The sequence below is a fragment of the Mesorhizobium sp. M0217 genome (genome assembly GCF_040321955.1).
Classification (GTDB): domain Bacteria; phylum Pseudomonadota; class Alphaproteobacteria; order Rhizobiales; family Rhizobiaceae; genus Mesorhizobium.
The window spans coordinates 795595-819630 of the sequence record NZ_JAMYSN010000001.1 but is presented as its reverse complement, the minus strand read 5'-3'; the positions used below and the strand labels follow the sequence as shown (position 1 = coordinate 819630).

Below are 24036 nucleotides of genomic sequence, written 5' to 3'. Positions count from 1 at the left end.
CTATTTGGAGTCGGCGGGCGGCGCCGACCCGTGACGCACATAATTCTCGATCGCCTGGGCATAACTGGCGGAACCGGCCTTGCGCTCTTTTTCGATGTAGCCGGCAAAATAGCTCCAGAACGACACCGCATAGTCGCGGAAATAGGCATCGGCGACATCGCGCGAACAGAGCTTGCCCTCAACGCAGATGGAGAGACGATTGAGGAAATAGACGATGCGATCAAAATTGTCGTTGAAATCGGCGATCGGCATGGTGCCGCCGCCGGCAGTCATCGCCTCAATGCCAATGCGTTGCCGGAAGACCCGTTCCTCGGTCGGCGACGGCGTGGCGCTGAGCAGATTGTCGTATTTGGCGTTGAGCGACGAGAGGCGCTCCTTGAGCGCGCGCTGCGCCTGCTGAAAATCCTTGCTTTCCCAAAGCTCGACCAGCGACATCGTCTGCTCGACGCGCTTCTGTTCCTGGTTTGCCAGAAACTGGAAGACCGAGAAGCCCAAGGTGAAGACGATCGCCAGGCGCACGGCGAGACCCGACCAGGCATAGATCAGCATGCGCCAGTCGCGGTCGGTGAACGGGTTGGCTTCCTTCTTGATCTCGTGACTGCTCGGCCACGGAAAGCCTTCGGTGGTTTCGGGCAAGGTCGCCGGCTTCTTGGCCGGTGCCGGCGCCGATGTGGCTGGCGATTTTTGCGTTGCAGTGCCCCCCGGCTTTTTCATCCGCAGCTGTCCAGTTGGATAATGGCGGTGGGATCGAGCACGATGCCGGGTGTCTCCAGCTTCTTTTTCAGGCAATCGAGCTGCGTGCGCGAAATCATGAACTGCACGTCCGGTTCGGCAGCCGCCTTGCTGGGTGACGGCAAGGGCTCGACCACGCCGCGCGAGGCGCAGCTGGAGAGATCGACGACAACGGCCGTGTTGCCGGTCTTGGCGATCTGGTCGTACTGGTCGAGAAAGCAGGTGGCGAGCTCGGAGTTGGTGACGATCTGCTTGGCGCACAGGCCGCAATTCTCGTCCGCCGAGGCGCTGGCAACCAGCAACAGGCTTCCGGCAAGGCCGGCCGTCGCTGCACGCCAGGAGAGCACGGGGATAGTCACTGATGTCCTCATCTGTTGCATTCAGCCGCGGCGCATAGAAGTGTCGCGAGCCGGGAATGTTCATATATCACGCCGGCAAGAGCCGGCGAAGCGATGTCAGGTCAGGCGCGGGGCACCGTCTCCATCGGGAAGATCATCACCGCGCCTTTGGGACCGCTCTTGTCGGCAAGCCGCATCACCGAGCGCGTCGCCGGCGCCATGCCGATGTCGGCCAGCATGTCGGAAAAACCAGGCGTTCCCGATGCGGCACGCGTCACGGCGCGCACGCCTTCCTGGGCAAGAAAGCTCAGATCCTCTTTCTCGCTCTGCGGCGGCGCCTCGGTCAGCACGGCAATCATGCGCTCCATGCCGAAGCTGGTGTCGGTGAAGGCGAGCAGCCCTTCCTTCAGGCCCTGATCGGCCTGCTGGTTGATCGGCGCCAGCCGCTCGGCGACGATATGGGTGATCGAATAGTCGCTGCCGATGTAGAGCACGTTGATGTCGACGAACTCGTCGGACCCGTTCTTGGCCGCAATGTGTACCTGATCGCCCGGCGAAACGCGCGGCACCGTCGAGGATTCGATCGGCTCCAGCACATCGCTGTCCTGGCGCTTGATCAGGAACTGGACGCTGACCTCGTCCGGCCGGTAGTCGGACGCCGCGGCGAGCCGCGACAGGCCGGTGGCGCGGAAGATCGTGGTCAGGTTCTTGGCTGTGTTTTCCGCAAGCTTGTCGCGGCCATCCTGATGGATGACGATGCGCGGCGGCTTGCTGCCGTCCTTCAAGCTGATGTCGCCGGACGCCGGCAGGAACCACAGCGCCGGTTCGTCGCTGGCGTTGGCGGCAGCGCCGTCCATGGATTTTTCGCGCAGCACCGCAAGCCGCAGATCGGCGCTCTTGCCGGGCTCGACCAGCGCGATGTGGAAGCCGGACTTCGGCTTCGCCACCAATTCGTCCAGAACCGAATTGACCAGCTCGGTTTCTTTATCGAGCCCTGCGGTCGGCGCCGGCTTTGCCACCAGCAGCTTGTAGTCGACTGCGAGTTCGGCAACGCGCGCATAGGCGCCGGCGGGCACCGCCGTCGGCGCAAGCGCCGGCTTGCCGTCGAATTCGACCGGTGCGAGCTGGCTTTCGAGGTTTTTTGCCAATTTCACTTCGAGATAGCCGACGGCGTCGGAGAGCTTCGACAGCGCCGAAGGCAAAATGGCGAGCTTGCTGCCGGGGGTCAGACCCTGCAGCAGCCCGGCGCCGATCGCGACATCGCCGTCCTTGACGGCAATCGGCCATTGCATGACGGCGTCGGTCTTGTCGGTGCCGAACACGCGGGCGTCCAGTTCGCCCTCGAACAGGGGCGTCGGCCTTGTGCGGCCGTCGGCCGAATATTGCTGCAGCACGGCCTGGCCGAGCTGGCGATAGGTGACGTTGGGGTTCTCGGCCAATTTCGACAGGATGGTGAAGGTGAACAGGCCGAAGCGCGGCGCGTCGGGCGTGCCCTTGGGCAGCGGCATTTCCGGCGTCGTCTCGACCGTCTGCGCGGCATAGAAGGCGACCAGCTTGCCCCTGGCGATCGGCTCTGCGCCGGTCGGCGTCAGGTTGAAGGCCGGCTTGCGGCCGCCATTCTCGTCGAAACCGCGCGATGCGCTTGCCGAGATGTCGTCATAGGCCTTCACCGCCGCTGCTCTCGCCGCGTTGTCGCCGCCGACGAGGTCGGCGAACTCGACCTTGCGCTCCAGTTCGTCATCGACTTCCGCGGCGCGCGTCGCGGTGCCCGAATGGCAGCAGTCGAACACCACCCAGACAAAGGCGCCCTTGTCGCGGATGGCGTCGAGTGCGGCGCCGACCTCGTTGTCGACCAGCGCGTTCGGCACGCCCTCTTCGCGGTTGATCCATTTGTCGATATCGGACGGCAGGAAAATCTCGTCGAGGCCGTCGGTCTCGTCACCGGCCTTGGCTTGCGGCTGCTGGGCGCCGTGGCCCGACAGATGCAGATAGACGAAATCGTCGCGTTGCACCTTGCCGGCGAGGTCGGCAAGGGCGGCCTTGATCGCCGCATGCGTCGGCGGGCCGTTGGCGCCTTCGACGTCCTTGGCGAGCAGGATCACATTCTCGGCCGAGAACTTCACCGGATCGGGCGTGTTCTTCAGGAGATAGTCGCGCACCAGGCCGGCATCGTTCTTCGGCCCGATCAGCCAGTTCTTCTGCGGCAGGTTCGGATAGTCGGTGCAGGCAACCAGCAGCGCGTGATAGGTGCGCGAGGCGGCGAGAGCGCGGAACGAAACCGTACCGGCAGCCACAAGCGCCGACGTGCCGACGAGCAGCGTCCGTCGTGTCAGTTTGATCATAATTGCTTCCCCAAGCCCGATCGAATTTGCAAGTGCGGCACCTTTCGTCGCAAATTTTGTCAGTATTTTGAATGTGGTCGGTGCCGTCAATCGGCGGTGGTGGTCATGGTGTCGATGGCGATAACGGAAACAGTGGCAAAAAGCCCGCTTCATCGCTATCTCAAAGGAATTGAGACCGCCGCATTGATTGCGAGCGGCGCTGGATCAAACAGATAGAACATGATGTCGTCCGAGAACCGCTTCACACTTTTCGGCATCATGCTCTAAACGATCGGAAAACGGGATCATGGCGGCAAGGGATGTGCTGACGAAGAATCAGCTGAGCGTGCTCGAAAAGCTCGAGGCCGCCAGCGGACCGCTCAGCGCCTATACGCTTCTCGACCAGCTGCGCGAGCGCGGTTTCCGCGCGCCGCTACAGGTTTACCGGGCGCTCGACAGCCTGGTGAAGTCAGGCTTCGTGCACCGGTTGGAAAGCCTCAACTCCTTCGTCGCCTGCGCCGAACCGCACGACCATACGCATTCGATGACAGCCTTCGCTATCTGCGACACATGCGGGCAGGTGATGGAGATGTCCGACCATGACGTCGACCATCGGCTGGACGAATGGGTGCGCTCGACCGGGTTTGCTGCGAAGAAGGCGGTGATCGAGTTTCGAGGGACGTGTGCCAAGTGCCTGGCTGAGGCGGCTTAGCTTGCTTCCTACTTGAGCCGAGGCGGTGCGCTATTCTCGAATTCGTTCAAGAATGTCTCATAGACGACGTACCGCGTAGGCCCAGGTGTTAGCTGCTCCATAAGCAGGGGTTTCACCTCGTCGAGCCAAGATAATTTGCCAAGGCCAGACCCGATTTTTGGCAAGGCGATGGATTCTACCCGGTTTTTGTCGGCCCATTTCACAAGCCCGCGAACTGCTTTCCGTAAATAGGGAAGCGTGGCGTGATACATATCTGGCTGGGTTGCCAGATAAATGAAGCCCGGCCGATTGCCGTCTGGCTCCAATGTCCAGATATGACCGCCAATAAACCTGCCGGTCCGAGCATATTTCTTGAACGCAGCCTGCACATTCGGCCACTTTTTCGAAATCTTCAGCGCAAGTCCGGTGCCAAGGCCCTCTTGATTGCCCTCTGCCACGCCTTGAGCGATATAGCTTTCCTTGGCGGCCAGCAGGTCTCCCGTGACAAAGACAATCATCGCACCTTCAATGCGCCTCGTCCCAGTTGTTCGCCGCCCGCGCATCGACATGCAGCGGCACCGACATCGAGATGGCCGGCATCGGCGCGTTCTCCATCACCCTGCGCACCACGGGGATCGTCGCCTCGACTTCCGCTTCAACCGTCTCGAAGATCAATTCGTCATGCACCTGCAAGAGCATGCGGGCGGACAGGCCGGCCTTTTCCAGCGCCTCGTCCATATGCACCATGGCGCGGCGGATGATATCGGCAGCGGTGCCTTGCAGCCTGGCGTTGATCGAGGCGCGCTCGTTGAAGGCACGGATCGACGGGTTTGACGACCGGATCTCAGGATAGTGGATGCGGCGGCCGAAGATGGTTTCGACGAAGCCATGTTCGCGCGCATAGGCCTTTGTTGCCTCGATATAGTCGCGGATGCCGGGGAAACGCTCGAAATACTTCTTGATGTAGGCGCCGGCCTCCTCGCGCGGGATCGACAGCTGGTTGGCGAGCCCAAAGGCCGAGATGCCGTAGATGATGCCGAAATTGATCGCCTTGGCGCGGCGGCGCACTTCGGACGGCATGCCTTCGACCGGCACGTTGAACATTTCCGAGGCGGTGATGGCGTGGATGTCGGCGCCATCGGCGAAGGCCTGCTTCAACTGCGGGATCTCGGCGACGTGGGCAAGCACGCGCAGTTCGATCTGGCTGTAGTCGGCCGAGACCAGTTTCTGGCCCTTGTCGGCGATGAAGGCCGTCCTGATCTTGCGTCCCTCCGCGGTGCGCACCGGGATGTTCTGCAGATTGGGATCGGAGGAGGACAGCCGGCCCGTCGTCGTTGCGGCCAGCGCATAAGATGTGTGCACGCGCCTGGTGTCGGGATGGATGAAACCGGGCAGCGCGTCGGTGTAGGTCGATTTCAGCTTGGTCAGCTGACGCCAGTCGACGATCTTGCGCGGCAGTTCGTGGCCTTCGGCGGCGAGGTCTTCCAGAAGCTGCGCGGAGGTCGACCATTGCCCGGTCTTGGTCTTGGAGCCGCCGGGCAGGCCCATGCGGCCGAACAGGATGTCGCCGAGTTGCTTTGGCGACCCGATGTTGATGCGCTCGCCGACAAGGCCGTAGATTTCCTCTTCCAGCCGTGCCGCGCCTTGCGCCAGCTCGCCGGAGAGCCGCGACAGAATCTGGCGGTCGACCGAGATGCCGCGCTGCTCCATACGCGCCAGAACCGGCACCAGCGGACGCTCCAGCCGCTCATAGACCGAGACCAGGCCCTTGGCGGCCAGCCGCGGCTTCAGCACCTGCCATAGCCGCAGCGCTACGTCGGCATGGCCGGCGGCGTAGGCGGTCGCCCGGTCGATGTCGACCTGCTCGAACCCGACCGAGCTTCTGCCGGAACCGGCGAGATCCTTGAGCGGCGTCGTGGCATGGCCGAGCCATTTGTCGGCAAGCGAGGACAAAGTGTGGTGGCCGGTGCCGGCGTCGAGCACATAGGAAATCAACATCGTGTCGTCGAAGGGTGCGATATCGATGCCGTGGCGGCTCATGACGACGATGTCGTATTTGGCGTCCTGGGCGATCTTGAGCACCGATTTGTCTTCCAGCAACGGCTTCAGCAGCGCCAGCGCCTCGCGGACCGGAATCTGGTTCTCCAGCGTGCCGCCGCCGAGCAGGTCGCCGGCGCCGCTCTTGTGGGCGAGCGGCACATAGGCGGCGCGGCCGGGGCCGATCGCCAGGGAGAAACCGATGAGGTCGGCCAGCATCGGATCGGAAGACGTGGTTTCGGTGTCGAAGGCGACGGTTCCGGTCTCCTTGGCTTGGGCCAGCCAGGTCTTGAGCGTTGCCGTGTCGCGGATGGCGACATAGGCGGCAGGATCGATTTTGGCCGCGGCGGCCGTTTCCAGGCGAAGTGCGGCAAGCAGCGAAGGCGCGTCCCCGGCCCTTGCGGTTTCGGATTTGGCTTCATCCTGTGTTGCCGCAGGCACCGGTGTGCCGGAGCCGACATCGGGGCCGTGCGCGGTGTCGGCGCGCTCGACGGTGACGGCGACAGCCTGCACATCGCCGGCTTCGGTGCTGGTCGCCTCGGCCACACGGCGGGTCAGCGAGGTGAATTCCATGGTTTTGAGAAAGCCGATCAGCTTCGGCCCATCCGGCGCATGCAGCACGAAATCGTCGAGCCCGTCGGTCACCGGCACGTCGTTCTTCAGCGTCACCAGCTGGCGCGATATGCGCGCCTTGTCGGCATTGGCGATGATGGATTCGCGCCTCTTGTCCTGCTTGATCTCGCTGGCCCGGGCGAGCAGCCCGTCAAGGTCGCCGAACTGTTCCAGAAGCTGCGCCGCCGTTTTCGGCCCGATGCCGGGTACGCCCGGCACATTGTCGACGGAGTCGCCGGTCAGCGCCTGCAGGTCTATCATCTTTTCCGGCGGCACGCCCCATTTCTCGATGACTTCGGGGATGCCGATCTGGCGGTCCTTCATCGGGTCGTACATGCCGACCGTGGGTCCGACCAGCTGCATCAGATCCTTGTCAGAGGAGATGATAGTGGTGTCGCCGCCGGCCTCGCACGCCAGCCTGGCATAAGTGGCGATGAGGTCGTCGGCCTCGTAGCCTTCGATCTCGATGCAAGGCAGGTTGAAGGCCACGGTTGCCTGGCGGATCAGACCGAATTGCGGGATCAGGTCTTCGGGCGGTGCGTTGCGGTTGGCCTTGTATTCCGGGTAAAGATCATTGCGGAAGGTTTTCGACGAATAATCGAAAATGACCGCTAAATGCGTCGGCACGATGCCTACATCGGTGTTGCGGGCGTCCTGCATCAGCTTCCACAACATGTTGCAGAAGCCGGAGACCGCGCCGACCGGCAGCCCATCGGATTTGCGGGTCAGCGGCGGCAGCGCATGATAGGCGCGAAAGATGTAGCCGGAGCCGTCGATAAGGAAGAGATGGTCGCCTTTTTTCATGCCGGCAGGGATAGCGCGGCAGGACGGCGCGGTCCATGGCAAAGGCGGGCTTCCAACAGGTGTTGCGGCGACATGCTGACAGAGCCTGCCTGCCGATAGGTCCTGCTGCTGTTTGCCTCGGCGCTCACGGCTATGTTACAAAAGTGTAATTTTTGTGCCCTTGAAACGCCACGATCCGAGACACAAATAAAGGTCATCGGCAGTTTTCGCCGAGTCCGGAGCAAGGCCCGTCCCCCGCCTATCCCGGACAATTGCGGCAGCCTATCCCCCCTCTCCGGGCTGCCGCATCGTTTCGAGTAAAAGACCGCCGTGGTTCCCCTCCACCACGGCGGTTCTTTTTTGCCTTCTGACAAGTGTTTACGGTCCGTGGTCCAACGATCGCGGGCTTTTCGTTTTGATGCGCTGCCTTTACGGTCCCGGCACCGAAAAGAAAGGCCCGCAGTAATGTCCACCATTTCCTCCGTCCTCGACCGTCTCGACAAAAATCTCGACCAGAGCCTGGAGCGCCTGTTCGGCCTGCTCCGCATCAAGTCGATCTCCACCGATTCAGACTATGCCGCCGACTGCCGCAAGGCCGCCGAATGGCTGGTGGCGGACCTCAAGCTGATCGGCTTCGACGCTTCGGTGCGCGACACGCCGGGACACCCGATGGTGGTTGCGCACCATGAAGGCCCCGCCGGTTCGCCGCATGTGCTGTTTTATGGCCATTACGACGTGCAGCCGGTCGATCCGATCGAGCTTTGGGAGAACGACCCGTTTGCGCCGGCGGTCAAGGAGATCGAGCCCGGTCACAAGGTAATCACCGGCCGTGGCTCGGCCGACGACAAGGGGCAGCTGATGACCTTCGTCGAGGCCTGCCGCGCCTGGAAGCAGGTGCATGGCAATCTGCCCTGCCGCATCACCATCCTGTTCGAGGGCGAGGAGGAGTCCGGTTCGCCGTCGCTGAAGCCGTTCCTCGAGGCCAATGCCGATGAGCTCAAGGCCGATTTCGCTCTGGTCTGCGACACCGGCATGTGGGACCGCGAAACGCCGTCGATCTGCGTTTCGCTGCGCGGAATGGTCGGCGAGGAGGTCACCGTCAAGGCCGCCGATCGCGACCTGCATTCGGGCCTCTATGGCGGCGCCGCCGCCAACCCGATCCGCATCCTGGCGAAAATCCTCGCCGACATCCATGACGAGAACGGCCACATCACCATTCCCGGCTTCTATGACGGGGTCGAGGAAACGCCGTCGCAGATCCTGAAATCATGGGAAACTCTGGGCGAGACCGCCGAAACCTTCCTCGGACCGATCGGCCTCTCGATCCCGTCGGGCGAAAAAGGCCGCTCGGTGATGGAACTGACCTGGGCGCGGCCGACGGCCGAGTTCAACGGCATCATCGGCGGCTACACCGGCAAGGGGTTCAAGACGGTGATCGCGGCGGAAGCGTCGTCGAAAATCTCCTTCCGCCTCGTCCACAAGCAGGACCCCGAGAAGATCCGCGCCGCGTTCCGGGAATTCGTCAAGGCGCGCATTCCCAGGGACTGTTCGGTCGAATTCCACCCGCATGGCGGCGGGCCGGCAATTCAGCTTTCCTACGACTCGCCATTCCTGGCCAAGGCCAAGACTGCGCTGTCGGATGAATGGCCGAAGCCAGCGGTGACGACCGGCAGCGGAGGCTCGATACCGGTGGTCGGCGACTTCCAGACCTATCTCGGCATGGAATCGCTGCTGGTCGGGTTCGGGCTCGACGACGACCGCATCCACTCGCCCAACGAGAAATACGAGCTGACCTCCTTCCACAAGGGCCAGCGCTCCTGGGCGCGCATTCTCGATGCGCTGACGCGCTGAGGAGGCTGGGAAGTTTTCTTGTTGATTTTTCAGCGGATCGCGGCGAGGACGAGTTACGCCGCGATCCGGAGACAACTATGCCCGACATCCGCTTCCACAAGAACGATCTGCCCGACCTCGCCCACTACAATGTCGACGCGGTGGCCATCGATACCGAGACGCTGGGGTTGAACCCGCACCGCGACCGGCTTTGCGTGGTGCAGATCTCGCCCGGCGATGGCTCGGCCGACGTGATCCAGATCGCGCCCGGCCAGAAGAAAGCGCCGAACCTCGTCAGCCTGCTCCGCAACCGCGGCATATCGAAACTGTTCCACTACGGCCGTTTCGACCTCGCCGTGCTGTACAATGCCTTCGGCGTCATGCCGGAGCCGGTGTTCTGCACCAAGATCGCCTCGCGGCTGACCCGCACCTATACCGACCGGCACGGCTTGAAGGACATCTGCTTCGAACTGCTTGGCGTCGGCCTGTCGAAGGCGCAGCAATCGTCGGACTGGGCGGCCGAGACCCTGTCGCCCGAACAGCTCGAATATGCCGCTTCCGACGTTCTCTATCTGCACCGTCTGCGCGAGGTGCTGGCTGGACGCCTGGCGCGGGACGGGCGCACCAAGGAAGCCGACGCCTGCTTCCGCTTCCTGCCGACGCGTGCCAAGCTCGATTTGATGGGTTGGGACGAAGAGGATATTTTTGCCCACAGCTGATGGCCTTCGGATAACGCTTCCGGCAGCCTTGCAACCAGACACGCGTCGTGGCGTTCTGTCGACTCAATGAGGGGGATGACGTGGCAGACCGCAAACCGATAGCGACCGCCCCGACGGATGGATCCAAGGTCACTGTTCTGTGGAAGGACGGCGCCGGCGTCGTCAGCGAATCCGTCGGGCAATATCGCGACGGCGCCTGGTGGGTCTACACCGACAGCGATACCCAGAAAAAGGTCGACCCGACCAGCTGGCGGCCAGTCTCCAGCGACGATGACGACGATCAATGAGCGCCGCTGGCGGGTGCAACTGCTTTCGCATAGCCTGAAGTCGTTGATATCGAGGCCGATTCGGGGCCTTCCGCTCCGTAGCCTCTCTTCCTGGAGGAACGCGTCATGGGCATCGAAAGCCTTCTCATCTTCATCATAATCGGCGCCATTGCCGGCTGGCTCGCCGGCCTCATCGTCTCGGGCTTCGGCTTCGGCCTCATCGGCAACATCGTCGTCGGCATTATCGGCGCCCTGATCGCCGGCTGGCTGTTTCCAAGGCTGGGCTTCGCAATCGGCGGCGGCATTCTGGCTGCCATCATCAACGCCACGATCGGCGCTGTCATCCTGCTGGTGCTGGTCAAGGTCTTGAAGCGAGCGTGACGCTCGATACGAAACGGAGCGCGCCATGAAACAGAACACCCTCTATCTCCTCATCGGCGCGCTCTTGGTCGTGGTCATTGCGCTAGGTATCTATGTCTATCACGAGCAGACCAAGCCAAAGGGCGTGGAGCTGAAGATCGACGACAAAGGCATTTCGATCCAGCAGAATTGATGATGTCCGCCTGCGGGTGGCGCTGATTTGTCATCCAGGCATTTTACGGCGATTGGGAGTTTCCTTGTGCAAATATTTGCACATCGTGATTGACTTTCGTTTCCACTATGTGCAAAAATTTGCACATAAATTTGAGCCGAGAAATGAACGAAACCAACACCGCCAAAGTCAAGGCCCGGCTCGAGAGGGAAGGCTGGAAGAACGTCGGCGGCACGAAGCATGACAAGTACAAAAAAGACGGCATGCCGACGATCATGGTTCCTCGCCACAAGACTCTGACGCCGTTGGTAGCTCGGTCTATAGCCAAGGCGGCAGGCTGGGAATAAACCGACCTCATCGCGTTCCGAAGCCTAATGGACATAAAGTCGGAATAAGGAAAGCTGTTAGATATGTCTCGCTATGTCGCACTCGTGGATGCTGCCGACGGCTTTGTCGGCGTCTCGTTTCCCGATGCTCCTGGCTGCGTCGCGCAGTCGGAAAGCCGGGACGAGGCTGTAAAGGACGCTATGGCCGCGTTGGCCGAATGGGTGGCTGAAGAAATCGCGGACGGCCGTAAAATCCCCACTCCTCGCAAAGTCGAGGCGCTTTTAGAAGATGCTGAGGTTCGAGCAGCGCTCGCCGCTGGCGCTATCTTGATGTCCGTGCCCTTGATCCGAGATGCCGGCCGTCCGGCCCGGGCCAATATCTCGTTGGATGCCGGTTTGCTCGCCGAGGCTGACGAAACAGCCAATCGGTTGGGGGTCACCCGATCGGCCTTTGTCGCCGCCGCGTTGCGAGACAAGATCCGTCAAACTGTTTGAACAGTGATCTCGGGCACCCGCCAAAGTACCGCGTTGCCGACGCCTGTTAGCCAGCGGCAGCGGATTTTAGAAATTCTTAAGGAATTTCAGAAGGGTGCATAAACCCTGCTTTAACGCGCCCTTAAACCGCCGCATCTACCCTCCAACCCGAGCGCCATTGATACCGGGAAGACAGCGCAACGCATGGCGAACCGCAGAGACAGTCGCGTCGAACCCAGCTTCGAGGGATCGCCAAAGGCGAAATCCGCGGCCGGTTTTTCGGTGAACGAGGAGGATCGGGTCGTGCCGGCCAATCGCAAATCATCTTCGGCGCGCAAAACCTCCAAGGCAAAATCATCGTCACGCGGCAAGCGCGGCAAACCCCGGCGCGGGCTGTTCGGCGTGATGGCCCGGATGTTCTACTGGTGCTTCGTGCTCTGCATCTGGGGCGGCATCGCGGTGGCCGGCATCGTCGTCTATTACGGCGCCAAGATGCCGGCGGCGACCACCTGGTCGATCCCCGACCGTGCGCCCAACATCAAGATCGTCTCGGTCGACGGGCAACTGCTTGCCAACCGCGGCATGAGCGGCGGCGAGGCGGTCGGCCTGCACGAAATGTCGCCCTACATTCCGGAAGCCGTCATCGCCATCGAGGACCGCCGCTTCTATTCGCATTTCGGCATCGACCCGATCGGCCTGTCACGCGCCATGGTGACCAATGTTCTGGGCCGGCGTTTCTCGCAGGGCGGCTCGACGCTGACCCAGCAACTGGCCAAGAACCTGTTCCTGAAGCCCGACCGCACGCTGGAGCGCAAGGTGCAGGAAGTGCTGCTGGCGCTGTGGCTGGAGCACAAGCATACCAAGGACCAGATCCTCGAAATGTACCTCAACCGGGTCTATTTCGGCTCCGGCGCCTATGGCGTCGAGGCGGCCTCGCGCCGCTATTTCGGCAAGAGCGCGCGCGACGTCACTCTGTCGGAGGCGGCCCTTCTCGCCGGCCTCTTGAAGGCGCCGTCGCGACTGTCGCCGGCGCGGGATCCGAAGGCGGCGGAGGAGCGTTCGCAGCTGGTGCTCGCCGCCATGCGCGACGAAGGCAAGATCAGCGCCAAGGAACTGGCCTCGGCGATGAGCGCGCCGGCAACGCGCGCGCCATCCTACTGGACCGGTTCGGAAAACTACGTCGCCGACACCATCATGGAAGAGCTGCCCGATTTGATCGGCGACGTGCGCAGCGACATCGTCGTCGACACCACCGTCGACCTCAACCTGCAGAAGCTCGCCGAAGAGTCGATCCGCCGGCTGATCGACGAGAGCGGCAAGAAGCTCAATGTCAGCCAGGGCGCGCTGGTCTCGATCGACAATTCCGGCGCCGTGCGCGCCATGGTCGGCGGCTACGACTATTCGACCAGCCAGTTCGACCGCGCCTCCGAAGCACGCCGTCAACCGGGCTCGGCCTTCAAGCCGTTCGTCTATATGGCCGCGCTGGAAGCTGGTCGCACGCCCGACAGCGTGCGCAACGACGCACCGATCAAGATCGGCAAGTGGACACCGGACAATTACGGCGGCAAGTATTTCGGCAAGGTGACGTTGGCGACCGCTTTGGCGAAGTCGCTGAATTCCGTCGCGGCACAGCTAACCATGGAGGTCGGCCCCGACGCGGTGGTCGAGGCGGCGCATCGCATGGGCATCCAATCCGATCTGATCGCCAACACCTCGATCGCGCTCGGCACCTCGGAAGTGACGCCGCTGGAGCTGACATCGGCCTATGTGCCGTTCGCCAATGGCGGCTACAAGCCCGACATCCATTTCATCCGCCGCATCACCACGACCGAAGGCAAGGTGCTCTATGACGACAATGGCGGCAGCGCGCCGCGCGTCGTCAAGCCGAACATTGTCGGCATGATGAACTCGATGATGACCGGCACGGTCGAGATCGGCACGGCGAAGAAGGCGGCCTTCGCCTGGCCGTCTGCCGGCAAGACCGGAACCAGCCAGAATTCGCGCGACGCCTGGTTCGTCGGTTACACCGCAAACCTCACCACCGGCGTGTGGTTCGGCAACGATGACGGCACGCCGATGAAGAAGGTCACCGGTGGCGCGCTGCCGGCACAGGCCTGGCACGAGTTCATGGTGGCCGCGCATGAAGGTGTGCCGGTCCGGCCGCTGCCCGGCACCTGGAAGTCGACGCCGCCCGACACCATCGTGCCCGACGATATTCCGTCAGTCGATAACAATCAGGCGGCGCCGTTGCCTGCCGTGGCCGTCAGCCGTTCTGAGCCTGCTGCCGCACCGGCACCTGCTGCTGTACCCGCACAAGCACCGGTCCGCCGTCCGGCCGAAACCGTCGATGCCGACGGTTTCAACATGCCGGGCGACGGCGGCACCACGGCCTCGATCAAGCATCCGGTACCGCCGGGCAGCGTCGGCGGCCCGACCAAGAAGCGGAAAACCTCAATCCTGGATATTCTCGGCGGCGGCTGAGCGGCTCGTCATTCTAGCTTCGAACCAAATGCGAGCTGGCAATCCGTTCCTCATATGAGAGCTGCGGTGACAATTCGGCCTCTCGCCACCTTCGCGGCATTCGGCTACATCTCCGGCCGGAGTGACAGACATGGCTGAGACCGACACCAGAAAAACCATCGTGCTGACCGGAGCCAGCCGCGGCATCGGACATGCCACGGTCAAGCGCTTTTCGCGTGAGGGCTGGCGGGTCATCACCTGTTCGCGCCAGGCTTTTGCCGAGGATTGCCCGTGGCCAGCCGGCCCAGAGGACCACATCAAGGTCGATCTCGCCGACCAGGAGGATGTCGGCATCGCCGTCTCGGAGATCCGTCACCGGCTGGAAGCGCATGGCGGGCAATTGCACGCGCTGGTCAACAATGCCGGCATTTCGCCGAAGCTCAAGGACGGCAACAGCCGCATGGATTCGATCGACACGCCGATGCATGTCTGGCGCGACGTGTTCCAGGTCAATTTCTTCGCGCCGATCATGCTCGCGCGGGGCCTCTTCAAGGAGCTTGCTGCAGCAAAAGGCTCGATCGTCAACGTCACCTCGATCGCCGGCACGCGCGTGCATCCTTTCGCCGGCACCGCCTATGCGACCTCGAAGGCGGCGCTCGGCTCGCTGACGCGCGAGATGGCGCATGATTTCGGCCCGCACGGCATCCGCGTCAATGCGATTGCGCCGGGCGAGATCGACACCGCGATTCTGTCGCCTGGCACCGACAAGATCGTCGAGACGATCCCACTCAGGCGCCTTGGCGCCACCTCGGAAGTCGCCGACATCATCTTCTTCCTGTGCTCGCAGCAGGCGTCCTATGTGACGGGCTCGGAAATCCACATCAATGGCGGCCAGCACGTCTGAGCACTGACAGACTGCTCATTCGGCGATGGTGAGAACAGCCTTGCCGCTGAAGCTGCGCTGTCGCAAGGCGTCCAGAGCCTGGGCGATGTCTGTCCACGGCACGGTCATGGACACACGGGTTTCCAGCCGGCCAGCCGCGACCAGAGCGAGCAGCGAGGCGATGTCCGCGCCAATGGCTGGACCGGATGTGTAGTAGGCGAAAGTCTGAAGCCTCGCTCCCTCATGGCCCGGAACGAACTGTCTGAAGCCAACCGGCGTGAGTTCGCCGCTGCTCGAACCGAACATGACGATGGTGCCGCCGGGGGCGACGCGTTCGATGGCATGGGCGAGGCTTTGGCCGCCGACCGACTCGGTGATCAGAGAGAATGGCCCTTCGGCCAGTTCGATCGACTCGACGACTTCGTGAGCACCAAGACCGCGGAGATCCTCGGCGTGCCGGGCGGCGGCGATTGCAGTCACCGCGGCGCCTTGCTCGCGGGCGATCTGGATCTGGAAACGGCCGACCGCGCCGCTGGCGCCGGTGATCAACACCTGCTGTCCCGCGAGGTCGCCGCCATGGCGCAAGACCCTTAGGGCCGTCGTGCCCGCCACGGGAAGCGTGGCGGCGGAAACGAAGCTGACCTCATCCGGGATGACGGCGAAGCGGTCGGTCGGAACGGCGACCCGTTGCGCCCAGCCGGCCTCGTCGACCAAAGCCACAACCCGGGCGCCGACGGCAGGCCCGGAGCCATCGGCTGCCGCCCGTTCGACAATCCCTGCGATGTCCTGGCCGGGTATCCAGCCTTTTGGGCGTATGGTGAGCAGGCGCAGTTCGCCGCGGTTCAACGAGGTTGCGTGGACGCAGACAAGCGCTTCGTTGGCGAGGGGTTGAGGTTCGTTGGCCTCGGCAAAGGTCAGTCCGGTGGGGCTGTCGGGAGAGATGACGAGGGCGCGCATGGGAAGCCTTCCTGCCGGTTTGTGACATGCCAGCCACGAACCGGAGCCTATCGACTTCCCGGATCAAAGAATTTAGCTATCATGGCGAATAGTCGCTAAAAGCCGTCAATCATGAGACAGCCTCTCCGCTACCCGTGGGTCAATTTCGACGTCGATGATGTGATCGCTCCTGCAATTGCGGTGCGCGTCGATGTCACCGAAACCAAAGCGGAAGTGGCGACCCATTGGCATCGGAAGGGCCAGCTCGTCTTCGCGCTCGGCGGTGGCGTCACATGCCGCGTCCCGAGCGGCCTGTGGATGGTGCCGCCACATTGCGGGGTGTGGATTCCCGGCGGCATGGAACACAGCAATATCGCGACCGCCAATGCGCGGATTTTCTTCGTCTATATCGAGCCGGGAGCCGCCGATCTGCCGGACCGGTGCTGCACGCTGTCGATCTCGCCGCTGCTGCGCGAATTGATCATCGAGCTGGCCGACCGCATGGAGGAAGACGACGGGAAGGACGCGCTTTTGACTGGGATGCTGCTCTCCGAACTGCCGCGCATGCCGGTCCAGCAGCTGCATTTGCCGATCTCCGCCGAGCCGCGCTTGCGGCGGATCGCCGATGCGTTGGCGCAAGACCCTGCCGACCGCAGCACGCTTGCCGAGTGGGCCACCCGCGTCGCGCTCTCAGAAAGCAGTCTCGCCCGTCTTGTGGTGAAGGAGACCGGACTGAGCTTCGGCCGCTGGCGCCAGCAATTGCACCTGATCGTCGCCATACGGGAGCTGGCCTCCGGTGCGAGTGTCCAGCAGGTTTCGGGCGATCTCGGCTACGCCTCCGTCACCGCCTTCATCACCATGTTCAAGAAAGCGCTCGGCAAGCCGCCGGCAAAGTATCTCGCCAGCGTCGCGCACAATGGCGGCTCCGCCTTCGTGGCGTGATCAACGCGCCTGTGGGCAAGCCTCAGGCCGGGGAGGGCTCAATGGCTTCGGGGCGCGGCATCAGCTTTTGCTCCAGCACTTCTTGCACGATGCCGCGGGCGATTTCGCGTTCACCCATGATGACGGTGTCGGCGCCGAGCCCCATCAGGTGCTCGACCTCGGCATCGGAATGGGCCCGCGCGATGACGTTGATGCCGGGGTTGGCGGCGCGCGCCCTGAGCACGATCTGCCCGGCCTCGAACGCGTTGGGGATGGCAAGGATCAAGCGTTTGGCCCCCTGCGGATTGGCGGCGGCAAACACGCTCGCGCTGGCCGCATTGCCGGAGACGATTTCGACGCCGTCGTCTCTGAGCCTCGCCAGCGTCTTGTCGGCGTCCTCGATGACCAGGAAGGGCAGCGATGCCTGTTTCAGCGCCGCGCCGACCAGGCTGCCGACGCGGCCGTAGCCGATCAGGATGGTGTGGCCCGAAAGCGTTGTGCGTGGCGGCGGGCCGTCCTCTTTGGCAGCAGCGGCCACCGAGGCCACTTGTCCGGGCTGCGTCGCCGGGCCGACCGGCTTGGCCTCTTCCGGTGGTGCTGCCTTGGCGGCGCGCGCGTCCAGCCATGGCTTCATCCAGTCGAGGGCGAGGAACATCAGCGGATTGACCAGGATCGACAGGATGGCGCCTGCCAGGATCAGGTCGCGTCCCTGTTGCGGCAACAGCTTCAGCCCGACGCCGAGCTCCGCCAGGATGAAGGAGAACTCGCCGATCTGCGCGAGGCTGGCCGAGATCATCAAGGCGGTTCCCAGCGGATAGCGGAAGGCGATGACGATAACGAAGGCGGCCAGCGACTTGCCGATGACGATGATGGCCAGCGTCGCCAGGATCGGCCAGCCATTGCTCATCAGGCTGAACGGATCGAACAGCATGCCGACCGAGACGAAGAACAGCACCGAGAAGGCGTCGCGCAGCGGCAGTGATTCCTCCGCCGCGCGGTGGCTGAGCTCGGATTCGCTCATGATCATGCCGGCGAAGAAGGCACCGAGCGCCAGCGAGACGCCGAACAGTTTGGCGGCGCCGAAGGCGACGCCGAGCGCGATCGCCAGCACCGCCAGCCGGAACAGTTCGCGCGAGCCGGTATGGGCGACGTAATGCAGGATCCACGGAATGACGCGGCGGCCAACCACCAGCATGACGATGACGAAGGCGACGACCTTGGCCAGCGTGAGGCCGACGACGCCCCAGATGCCGTAGCTGGCCGGCAGCGACAAAAGGCTCGCATGGTCATCGACCTGCGGCTGGCCGCCGAGCACGCCGGCCAACGCCGGCAAAAGCACCAGCGCCAGCACCATGGCAAGGTCCTCGACGATCAGCCAGCCGACGGCGATGCGGCCGCGCTCGGTCTCGATCAGCCGTCGCTCCTGCAACGCGCGCAACAGCACCACTGTGGACGCGACGGAAAGCGCCAGGCCGAAGACGAGGCCTGCGCCCATCGACCAGCCGAGCATCCATGCGAGGCCGGCGCCGAGCGCGGTGGCAAAGCCGATCTGGACGATGGCGCCGGGTACGGCGATGGCGCGGACGGAGAGAAGGTCCTTCAGCGAGAAATGCAGGCCGACGCCGAACATGAGCAGGATGACGCCGATTTCGGCCAACTCATTGGCAAGACCGGCATCGGCGACGAAACCCGGCGTGTTCGGTCCGACCAGTACGCCGGCGACGAGGTAGCCGACCAGCGGCGGGATGCGAAAACGGTTGGCGAGCGCCCCGAAGATGAATGCCAGCCCCAGACCGGCGACGATGGTGGCGATAAGGGGCGTGTCATGCGGCATTGTCTATGGAGCGCCTTTCGGGAAATGTCGGGTGTGCGCCGCCCGAAGCCGCCGCCTTTTTCAATATGGTGGAGGGGGTGCGGGCGACGCAACCCGCAAGACGTAAATTGGTGGCCAGAGGCACCGAAAACGAAAGGCGCGCGCAGCAAAACCGCTGCGCGCGCCAATACCGAATGATCGATGCGTCACGCCGCCTGCAGCATGGCCTCGATATCGATCAGCGGGCGGTTGGTCAGGGTCTTTGGGATCTCCGCCTGCACCTTGTCGGTGACTTCCTTGTGCAGTTTCTTGCGCATGGTGCCGAGCACCAGCGGTGGCGCGACCAGCACGATGTCGTCGAAGATGCCGTGATGGGCGAGCTTGTAGAGCCGGTCCGCGATCTCTTCGGCAAAGCGTTCCTTGCCTTGCCGGTGCCAGTCGGTTTCCTCAACCGCGCTGCGATGCACGGAGGGGCCGTCATTGTAGCGGCCGGGACTGTCGCTGCCTTGTTCGCGCGTTGCCGGATTGTCCTGTTTCATCTCCTGGAAGAGCTGCAGGTTCGGATAGAGATTGTCGCCCTCGTTCTTCAGGAACAGCGCTTTCTCGCCATCGGCCACCATGACCAGAAGGCCATGTTTCAGGTTGATCTTGCTCATTTGCGCGCTCCTGTTTGAAGGTTCAAATCCAGCCGACGATTGTCTGTTACGGCAGGGGCAGAACGCGTGGCGAAGCGGGAACGTTCCACTTCGTTCGCCGAGATCGCACGCAGCCATATCAAGCCCGATCTATCGTCTATCGGAGCAATGTCCGGAGGTCACGGCTTTAATCTACTAAATTGGTAGAATTTAGAAAAAATAATTTTGCAGCTTGGCCGACTGCCGGATAAAAGAGCCGCAGAACAAAGCCTGCGGCAGCAGCTTGAATCCGCCTGATATGCGGATGTGGAATATTTTTCTCTTGGCCCTTTGGCTTGCGGAAAACCGATTGCCTCCCGTCAGGGGATGCGCGAGTGGGTTCCTTCAGCTTTTTCGCGTCCGCGCCTAAAACTGCCGAATTGTTCCGGAATCTGTTCGTCATGCCGCACACCAATCCCAAGCTCACCGCGTTCCCGGTCTTCATGCGGGTCGAAGGCGAAGCCGTGGCCATCGTCGGCGGCGGAGGCGAAGCGTTGGCCAAGGCGCGGCTACTTGATCAGTCGAGTGCTGTGCTTCGCATCATTGCCGATGTTGCCGACGCCGAATTGCTGAGCTTCATCGCCACGACCGGCGCCATCCGTATCGACGCCCCCTACGACGCCGCGCATCTCGAAGGCGCGGTCCTGGTGTTTGCCGCCAGCGGCGACGAGACGCTCGACCGCCGCGTCGCCCACGATGCGCGCCGCCTTGGCATTCCGGTCAATGCCGTCGACCGGCCGGAGCTATGCGATTTCTTCACCCCGGCGCTGGTCAACCGCGCCCCGGTCGCCATCGCCATCGGCACGGAAGGCGCGGGTCCGGTGCTGGCGCAGATGCTGCGCAGCCGCATCGACCGCATGCTGTCGCCGTCGCTCGGGCCGCTGGCAGCGCTTGCCGCCTCGTTCCGGGGTGCCGCCGAAAAGCTGCTGCCGAAAGGCAACGCCCGCCGCCAGTTCTGGAGCAGTTTTTTCCAGGGTGCACCGGCGCGCGCCGTCGAAGCCGGCGAGCTTTCGCAGGCGCATGACGCCGCCGCCGATCTGTTGCTGTCGAAGGCTCCGGCTTCGGGCCATATCGCGTTGGTTGGCGCCGGGCCAGGTGCTGAGGATCTTCTGACGCTGCGCGCGCATCGGCTTTTGATGGAAGCCGACGTCATCGTCTATGACGCGCTGGTGCCGGAGGCGATCGTCGCCATGGGCCGCCGCGACGCCGAGCGGCTGCCGGTCGGAAAACGCAAGGGATGCCACACCAAGAGCCAGGCCGAGATCAATGCGCTGCTGGTCGATCTCGGCAGGCAGGGCAAGCGCGTCGTGCGGCTGAAGTCGGGCGACCCGCTCGTGTTCGGCCGCGCCGGCGAGGAGATGGCCGCACTGCGCGATGCCGGCATCGCCTATGATGTCGTCCCCGGCGTCACCGCCGCCTTTGCCGCCGCCGCCGACTTCGAGCTGCCGCTGACGCTGCGCGGCGTCTCCTCGTCGATGGTGTTCACCACCGGCCATGATCTGAAGGGCAATTCGCTGCCGGATTGGGCCAAGCTCGCCATTTCCGGCGCCACCGTCGCCGTCTATATGGGCCGCTCGGTCGCCGCCGAAGTCGCCGGACGACTGATCGAGGCCGGCCTGTCGCCGGACACGGCGGTTGCCGTGGTCGAGAATGCCAGCTTGCAGAACCGCCGCCGTTTCCACGGCACACTGGCCGATTTGCCGTCGCTGGAAGAGCGCGCCGATCTGGCCGGTCCGGTGATGACCATCATCGGCGACGCGGTTGCCGGCGCCAACTTTGAACGTTCCGAGCCGCTCGCGGCCCATAACTATGAGGGCGCCGCCAACGCGGCCGACGCAGAGGTCGAGCCATGAAGATACTGACCGCAAACCGCCTCTCCGACGGCATCGCCGTCTGGTACGCCGATGGCGGCTGGGCCGAGACGGTCGACCATGCCGACCTTGCCCATGACCAAGCGGCAGAGGACAGGCTGGAAGCAATCGGCGCCAAGGCCAACGCCAACAATCAGGTTGTCGACGTCAATCTGATCGACGTTGAAGTCATCAATGGCGTCGTCGTGCCGGTACGCTTGCGCGAAAAGATCCGCGCCGCCGGCCCGACCATCCGGGAAGATCTGGGCAAGCAGGCTGCGCGGGCAGCGTAACAAAATACGGGCGGACGCGCCCTGAAAGACGAAACATGTACCGCTACGATGAGTTCGACCACGATTTTGTCCAGGCCCGCGTCGCCGAGTTCAGCGACCAGGTCGAACGCCGGCTGTCCGGCGAGATCACCGAGGATCAGTTCCGGCCGCTGCGGCTGATGAACGGCGTCTACCTGCAGCTGCACGCCTACATGCTGCGCATCGCGGTGCCCTATGGCACGCTGAACAGCGCGCAACTGCGCATGCTCGGCCACATCGCGCGCAAATACGACAAGGGCTACGGCCACTTCACCACGCGCCAGAACATCCAGTTCAACTGGCCGGCGCTGTCCGACATTCCGGCGATCCTGGCCGATCTCGCCAGCGTCGAGATGCATGCCATCCAGACCAGCGGCAATTGCATCCGCAACGTCACCGCCGATCACTTTGCCGGCGCCGCCGCCGACGAGGTCGCTGATCCGCGCCCCTATGCCGAGATCCTGCGGCAATGGTCGTCTGTGCATCCGGAATTCTCGTTCCTGCCGCGCAAGTTCAAGATCGCGGTGACCGGGGCCGAGCGCGACCGCGCCGCCATCCAGACGCATGATATCGGTCTGCATCTGAAGAAGAACGCCGCCGGCGAGCTCGGCTTTGCCGTCTATGTCGGTGGCGGCCAGGGCCGCACGCCGATGGTGGCGCGCAAGATCCGCGACTTCCTGCCGGAAGCCGACCTGCTGTCCTACTGCACGGCGATCCTGCGCGTGTACAACCTCTATGGCCGCCGCGACAACAAGTACAAGGCGCGCATCAAGATCCTCGTCCACGAGACCGGCGTCGAGGAAATCACCCGCCAGGTCGAGGCCGAATGGCAGGAGCTGAAGGACGCCGAGCTGAAGCTGCCGGAAGCCGACATCCGTGCCATCGACGCCTATTTCGCGCCGCCGGCACTGACCGCCCGGCCGGAAGGCGACGCGGCGATCAAGCTGGCGCGGCTCGATTCCAAAAGCTTCTCGGATTGGCTCGACCAGAATGTCGTGACGCATCGCCATCCCGACTATGCCGCGGTGACGATTTCGCTGAAAGGTATCGGCGAAGTGCCGGGCGATGCCACCGACAGCCAGATGGAAGCGGTCGCCGACATCGCCGAGAAATACGCGTTCGACGAACTGCGCGTCAGCCATGAGCAGAACCTGATCCTGCCGCATGTGGCGCGCGCCGATTTGAAAGCGGTCTACGACGCTTTGGTCGACATTGGCCTCGCGACGGCCAATTCCAACCTGATCAGCGACATCATCGCGTGCCCTGGCCTCGATTATTGCGCGCTGGCGACAGCGCGCTCGATCCCGATCGCGCAGGAGATTTCGCTTCGCTTCGCCTCGCTGGAGCGGCAGCGCGAGATCGGCGAATTGAAGCTGAAGATTTCCGGCTGCATCAATGCCTGCGGACATCACCATGTCGGCCATATCGGTATCCTCGGCGTCGAGAAGAAAGGCTCCGAACTCTACCAGGTGACGCTTGGCGGATCGGCCGACGAGAACACCTCGGTTGGCGAAATCATCGGCCGCGGCTTCTCTTCGGAAGAGATCACGGACGCCATCGAGCAGATCGTCGACACCTATCTCGGCCTTCGGCTCGGTCCCAGTGAACGTTTTATCGACGCCTACCGCCGTGTCGGTCCCGCGCCGTTCAAGGAGGCGCTCTATGCTGGCGAAACCAAGGCCGCTTGACCGCATCGTCGACGTCGACGACAGCATCGCCGCCAAAGCGGCGGGCTTCGACGCGCTGTATGGACATCTGAGCCCGCTCGACATCATCGAACGCGCGGCGAGCGAATTGTTTCATGACGAGATCGCCGCCGTGTCGTCCTTCGGCGCGGATTCCGCCGTCCTGCTGCATATGATCGCCAAGGTCGACCGCACGCTGCCGGTCATCTTCCTGGACACCGGCAAGCATTTCGGAGAGACGCTGGGCTATCGCGATGCGCTGGTCGCCGATTTCGGGCTGACCAACATCAGGGTGATCAAGCCCGAAGACGCGGCGCTCGAGCGGGTCGATCCGACCGGCAATCTGCACCAGAGCAATACCGATGCCTGCTGCGACGTGCGCAAGGTCGAGCCGCTGGCGCGCGGCGTCGCCCCCTTCCGCGCCTGGCTGACCGGCCGGAAGCGCTTCCAGGCGGCGACGCGAGCCGCGCTGCCGGTGTTCGAGGCGGTCGGCCCGCGCGTACGCGTCAATCCGCTGGCGCACTGGACGACATCCGACCAGGCTGACTACATGCGCGCGCATGCGCTGCGCGAAAATCCGCTGGTTGCGTACGGCTATCTGTCGATCGGCTGCTTCCCATGCACGCAGCCGGTGCAGCCGGGCGAGGATGCGCGAAGCGGACGCTGGGCCGGTCATGCCAAGACCGAGTGCGGCATCCATCTGTCGGGACTGGAAGTATCGCTGACCGACGCATCCCTTTAAGCTATGGTGATATTCAGGTGAGGCTGGCCTGCAACGGCGGCTTCCGCTCGGAGGCCGCCGGTTTCGTGTGGACCGGCTTTCGCGGACTTTCGATTTTTAG

General features: G+C 63.4%; 24 protein-coding genes. 15 read left to right on the top strand and 9 right to left on the bottom strand.

Annotated features, from left to right (window positions below):
• The 3 genes from NKJ18_RS04075 to NKJ18_RS04065 form a co-directional block, all read right to left on the bottom strand.
• The gene (locus NKJ18_RS04075) at nucleotides 1–714 is read right to left on the bottom strand and encodes a DUF4760 domain-containing protein (RefSeq protein WP_023700125.1); all 714 of its coding nucleotides are present in this window, start codon (nucleotides 712–714) and stop codon (nucleotides 1–3) included.
• A complete protein-coding gene (locus tag NKJ18_RS04070) occupies nucleotides 711–1091 on the bottom strand; it encodes a hypothetical protein (RefSeq protein ID WP_245260181.1) in 381 nt (126 codons plus the stop codon). The genes NKJ18_RS04075 and NKJ18_RS04070 overlap by 4 nt, the downstream gene beginning before the upstream one ends.
• A 101-nt stretch (nucleotides 1092–1192) precedes the next feature.
• Nucleotides 1193–3412: a caspase family protein gene (locus NKJ18_RS04065; protein WP_023704223.1), complete on the bottom strand. Its 2220-nt coding sequence runs from the start codon at nucleotides 3410–3412 to the stop codon at nucleotides 1193–1195.
• A gap of 286 nt (nucleotides 3413–3698) precedes the next feature.
• On the opposite strand from NKJ18_RS04065, the gene NKJ18_RS04060 reads away from it, so the two are divergent.
• Nucleotides 3699–4103, top strand: a complete 405-nt coding sequence (locus NKJ18_RS04060) for a Fur family transcriptional regulator (RefSeq protein WP_023669789.1) — start codon at nucleotides 3699–3701, stop codon at nucleotides 4101–4103.
• Nucleotides 4104–4111: 8 nt separating this feature from the next.
• On the opposite strand, the gene NKJ18_RS04055 is transcribed toward NKJ18_RS04060, so the two are convergent.
• Complete coding sequence (locus NKJ18_RS04055; RefSeq protein ID WP_023728547.1) at nucleotides 4112–4600, bottom strand: macro domain-containing protein; 489 nt, start codon at nucleotides 4598–4600, stop codon at nucleotides 4112–4114.
• A 7-nt stretch (nucleotides 4601–4607) separates the two neighbouring features.
• Nucleotides 4608–7535 (bottom strand): DNA polymerase I, encoded by a 2928-nt coding sequence (gene polA / locus NKJ18_RS04050; RefSeq protein ID WP_023691985.1) that lies wholly within the window; start codon nucleotides 7533–7535, stop codon nucleotides 4608–4610.
• A 444-nt stretch (nucleotides 7536–7979) separates the two neighbouring features.
• On the opposite strand from polA, the gene NKJ18_RS04045 reads away from it, so the two are divergent.
• The 9 genes from NKJ18_RS04045 (at nucleotide 7980) to NKJ18_RS04005 (ending at nucleotide 15025) form a co-directional block, all read left to right on the top strand.
• Nucleotides 7980–9365 (top strand): M20/M25/M40 family metallo-hydrolase, encoded by a 1386-nt coding sequence (locus NKJ18_RS04045; RefSeq protein WP_023686593.1) that lies wholly within the window; start codon nucleotides 7980–7982, stop codon nucleotides 9363–9365.
• Between the two features lie 77 nt (nucleotides 9366–9442).
• The gene (locus NKJ18_RS04040) at nucleotides 9443–10063 is read left to right on the top strand and encodes a ribonuclease D (protein WP_023698188.1); all 621 of its coding nucleotides are present in this window, start codon (nucleotides 9443–9445) and stop codon (nucleotides 10061–10063) included.
• Nucleotides 10064–10143: 80 nt separating this feature from the next.
• On the top strand, nucleotides 10144–10350 hold the full coding sequence (locus NKJ18_RS04035) for a hypothetical protein (RefSeq protein ID WP_023683046.1): 207 nt from the start codon (nucleotides 10144–10146) through the stop codon (nucleotides 10348–10350).
• A 105-nt stretch (nucleotides 10351–10455) separates the two neighbouring features.
• Nucleotides 10456–10710, top strand: coding sequence for a GlsB/YeaQ/YmgE family stress response membrane protein (locus NKJ18_RS04030; protein ID WP_023683047.1), 255 nt, complete (start codon nucleotides 10456–10458; stop codon nucleotides 10708–10710).
• A 25-nt stretch (nucleotides 10711–10735) separates the two neighbouring features.
• A complete protein-coding gene (locus tag NKJ18_RS04025) occupies nucleotides 10736–10882 on the top strand; it encodes a hypothetical protein (RefSeq protein WP_023683048.1) in 147 nt (48 codons plus the stop codon).
• Between the two features lie 143 nt (nucleotides 10883–11025).
• Complete coding sequence (locus NKJ18_RS04020; protein ID WP_023669780.1) at nucleotides 11026–11208, top strand: type II toxin-antitoxin system HicA family toxin; 183 nt, start codon at nucleotides 11026–11028, stop codon at nucleotides 11206–11208.
• Between the two features lie 63 nt (nucleotides 11209–11271).
• Nucleotides 11272–11682, top strand: coding sequence for a type II toxin-antitoxin system HicB family antitoxin (locus tag NKJ18_RS04015; RefSeq protein ID WP_023669779.1), 411 nt, complete (start codon nucleotides 11272–11274; stop codon nucleotides 11680–11682).
• A gap of 183 nt (nucleotides 11683–11865) precedes the next feature.
• Nucleotides 11866–14142: a transglycosylase domain-containing protein gene (locus NKJ18_RS04010; protein WP_023669778.1), complete on the top strand. Its 2277-nt coding sequence runs from the start codon at nucleotides 11866–11868 to the stop codon at nucleotides 14140–14142.
• Between the two features lie 130 nt (nucleotides 14143–14272).
• On the top strand, nucleotides 14273–15025 hold the full coding sequence (locus tag NKJ18_RS04005; protein WP_023669777.1) for an SDR family NAD(P)-dependent oxidoreductase: 753 nt from the start codon (nucleotides 14273–14275) through the stop codon (nucleotides 15023–15025).
• 15 nt (nucleotides 15026–15040) lie between these two features.
• Here the strand turns inward: NKJ18_RS04005 and NKJ18_RS04000 are convergent, their stop codons facing one another.
• The gene (locus NKJ18_RS04000; protein ID WP_023669776.1) at nucleotides 15041–15961 is read right to left on the bottom strand and encodes a zinc-binding dehydrogenase; all 921 of its coding nucleotides are present in this window, start codon (nucleotides 15959–15961) and stop codon (nucleotides 15041–15043) included.
• A gap of 111 nt (nucleotides 15962–16072) precedes the next feature.
• On the opposite strand from NKJ18_RS04000, the gene NKJ18_RS03995 reads away from it, so the two are divergent.
• Complete coding sequence (locus tag NKJ18_RS03995) at nucleotides 16073–16882, top strand: AraC family transcriptional regulator (RefSeq protein ID WP_023669775.1); 810 nt, start codon at nucleotides 16073–16075, stop codon at nucleotides 16880–16882.
• A gap of 22 nt (nucleotides 16883–16904) precedes the next feature.
• Here NKJ18_RS03995 and NKJ18_RS03990 read toward each other — a convergent pair whose 3' ends face one another.
• The 3 genes from NKJ18_RS03990 to NKJ18_RS03980 all read right to left on the bottom strand — a co-directional run bounded on the left by NKJ18_RS03990 (nucleotide 16905) and on the right by NKJ18_RS03980 (nucleotide 19751).
• Entirely contained in the window at nucleotides 16905–18695 is a 1791-nt protein-coding gene (locus tag NKJ18_RS03990; RefSeq protein ID WP_023669774.1) for a cation:proton antiporter domain-containing protein, read from the bottom strand.
• Between the two features lie 185 nt (nucleotides 18696–18880).
• Entirely contained in the window at nucleotides 18881–19330 is a 450-nt protein-coding gene (locus tag NKJ18_RS03985) for a baeRF12 domain-containing protein (protein WP_023669773.1), read from the bottom strand.
• 166 nt (nucleotides 19331–19496) lie between these two features.
• On the bottom strand, nucleotides 19497–19751 hold the full coding sequence (locus NKJ18_RS03980) for a hypothetical protein (RefSeq protein WP_155923978.1): 255 nt from the start codon (nucleotides 19749–19751) through the stop codon (nucleotides 19497–19499).
• On the opposite strand from NKJ18_RS03980, the gene cysG reads away from it, so the two are divergent.
• From cysG to NKJ18_RS03960, 4 genes are read left to right on the top strand one after another with little or no spacing between them, the layout of a single operon-like run.
• Nucleotides 19750–21201, top strand: coding sequence for a siroheme synthase CysG (gene cysG / locus NKJ18_RS03975; protein ID WP_023704213.1), 1452 nt, complete (start codon nucleotides 19750–19752; stop codon nucleotides 21199–21201). The two genes, NKJ18_RS03980 and cysG, sit on opposite strands and share 2 nt — an antisense overlap.
• A complete protein-coding gene (locus NKJ18_RS03970) occupies nucleotides 21198–21491 on the top strand; it encodes a DUF2849 domain-containing protein (RefSeq protein ID WP_023669771.1) in 294 nt (97 codons plus the stop codon). Before cysG ends, NKJ18_RS03970 begins: the two co-directional genes overlap by 4 nt.
• A 35-nt stretch (nucleotides 21492–21526) precedes the next feature.
• On the top strand, nucleotides 21527–23197 hold the full coding sequence (locus NKJ18_RS03965) for a nitrite/sulfite reductase (protein WP_023683051.1): 1671 nt from the start codon (nucleotides 21527–21529) through the stop codon (nucleotides 23195–23197).
• Nucleotides 23172–23936, top strand: a complete 765-nt coding sequence (locus NKJ18_RS03960; protein ID WP_023669769.1) for a phosphoadenylyl-sulfate reductase — start codon at nucleotides 23172–23174, stop codon at nucleotides 23934–23936. The genes NKJ18_RS03965 and NKJ18_RS03960 overlap by 26 nt, the downstream gene beginning before the upstream one ends.
• Nucleotides 23937–24036: the final 100 nt, after the last annotated feature.